The organism is Myxococcus sp. CA039A (assembly GCF_013336645.1).
GTDB classification, from domain to species: Bacteria; Myxococcota; Myxococcia; order Myxococcales; family Myxococcaceae; genus Myxococcus; species Myxococcus llanfairpwllgwyngyllgogerychwyrndrobwllllantysiliogogogochensis.
The window spans coordinates 1-1,859 of the sequence record NZ_JABUMQ010000629.1; the positions used below are offsets into that span (position 1 = coordinate 1).

Annotated in this window: 2 protein-coding genes; both read left to right on the plus strand. The window is 69.3% G+C overall.

The window, feature by feature from the left end; genetic code table 11:
• The first annotated feature begins 112 nt into the window (after positions 1 to 112).
• Entirely contained in the window at positions 113 to 916 is an 804-nt protein-coding gene (locus HR086_RS46560) for a lysophospholipid acyltransferase family protein (RefSeq protein WP_217440436.1), read from the plus strand.
• Complete coding sequence (locus HR086_RS46565) at positions 913 to 1,857, plus strand: NAD-dependent epimerase/dehydratase family protein (RefSeq protein WP_174462793.1); 945 nt, start codon at positions 913 to 915, stop codon at positions 1,855 to 1,857. The genes HR086_RS46560 and HR086_RS46565 overlap by 4 nt, the downstream gene beginning before the upstream one ends.
• Positions 1,858 to 1,859: the final 2 nt, after the last annotated feature.

Genomic DNA, 1,859 nt, shown 5'->3' on the forward strand with positions numbered 1-1,859 from the left:
GGTGGCGGCAGTATGGCCCAGGCGGGGGTCGGGGCCCAATGCACTCGGCGCGGAATGCAGCGGGACTCATCCGGGGGTGCTACGGTCCCGCGCCGTGGCCCTGAGCGACGGATTGGAAGCGCGGGTTGACCGGCTGGAGTTGCCGTTCAACGAGTATGGCGTGGACCCGTACGGAATCTCCAAGAAGCACGTGAGGGACGCGCTGCGCCTCTTCACGCTCATCTACCGGTATTACTTCCGGGTGCGCTGCCATGGCATCCACCACATCCCCGCCCGAGGCCGCGGGATGCTGGTGGGCAACCACTCCGGCGGCGTGGCGGTGGACGGCGCCATGGTGCTGACGTCCACCATGTTGGAGATGGACCCGCCCCGCCTGTCGCAGGGCATGGTGGAGCGCTTCCTCCACAAGTTCCCCGTCTCCTCGCTCTGGGCCAGCCGCACCGGCCAGTTCACCGGGCTGCCCGAGCATGCGAAGCGGCTCTTGGAGGATGACCGGCTGTTGATGATCTTCCCGGAGGGCGCGCGCGGGACGGCCAAGCTGTATCCGGACCGGTACTCGCTGGTGGACTTCGGCACGGGCTTCGTGCGGCTGGCGTTGCAGACGCGCTCGCCCATCATCCCCTTCGCGTTCCTGGGCGGAGGCTCGGCCATCCCCACGGTGTTCAACGCGTACACGTTGGGCAAGCTGCTGGGGGTGCCGTACATCCCGCTGACGCCGTACCTGCTCCCGTTGCCGTTGCCGGTGCAGTTGGAGATTCACTATGGCGAGCCGCTCGTCTTCCACGGCACCGGGGACGAGGACGACCACGTCATCGAGGGGTATGTGGCGAAGGTGAAGGAGCGCATCGCGGGTCTCATCGAGCTTGGCCGGGCGGGGCGACAGCACCGCGGGCTGGCGAGGAAGCTGCTGCCATGAGGGTGCTCATCCCGGGTATCGCCGGAGGTATCGCGCGCAAGCTGGCGCTGCGGCTGAAGCTCGCTGGCCACGATGTGGCGGGGGTGGACATCCGCCCATGGGAGAACGCGCGGGAGGCGGGCATCGAGGTGTTCCGGGGTGACGTGCGCAAGCGCGTGGCCGAGGACGTCTTCCGCCGCTGGCGCCCGGAGGCGGTGGTGCACATGGCCACCGTCACGGCCTTCACGGTGCCGGGGGCGGAGCGGGGGCGCATCAACCTGGATGGCACCAAGGCGGTGTTCGACCACTGCGCGACGCACGGGGTGAAGCAGTTGCTCTTCGTGGGACGGCACACGTTCTACGGGGCCGCGCCGGACTCGCCGCTGTACCACTCCGAGGACGAACCACCGCGCGCGCTGGAGGCCATCCCTGAACTGGCGGACCTGGTGGCCGCCGACCTGTACGCGGCCACGGCGCTGTGGCGACTGCCGGAGGTGACGACGGGGGTGCTGCGGCTGCCGTACACCCTGGGCGCGCCGGGCACGGGGACGCTGGCGTCGTTCCTGAAGGGCCGGCGGGTGCCGTTGGTGCTGGGGTATGACCCGCTGTTCCATGTGATGCAGGAAGAGGACGTGGTGACGGCGTTGCAGCTCGCGCTGGAGAAGAAGGTGCGGGGCATCTTCAACATCGCCGGGCCCGCGCCGATTCCGCTCTCGGTCATCGTCCGGGAGACGGGGCGCACGGGGGTGCCGTTGCCTTCGAGGGTGTTGTCGTTCCTCCTGGGGCGGGCGGGTTTCCCTCGACTGTCGGTGGGGGCGCTGGACCACCTGCGTTATCCCATCGTCGTGGACAACCGGCGCTTCCTGGAGGCGACGGGCTTCGAGTTCCAGCACAGCGTGGCGGACACGCTGCGCCTCTACCGCGAGGCGGCGCCGGTGCCCGTGTCGGGGGGACTGCTCTAAGG

What these genes read in the sequence shown, in the direction of transcription:
- HR086_RS46565 (WP_174462793.1), top strand. Translation starts at nt 913, where the DNA reads ATGAGGGTGCTCATCCCGGGTATCGCCGGAGGTATCGCGCGCAAGCTG.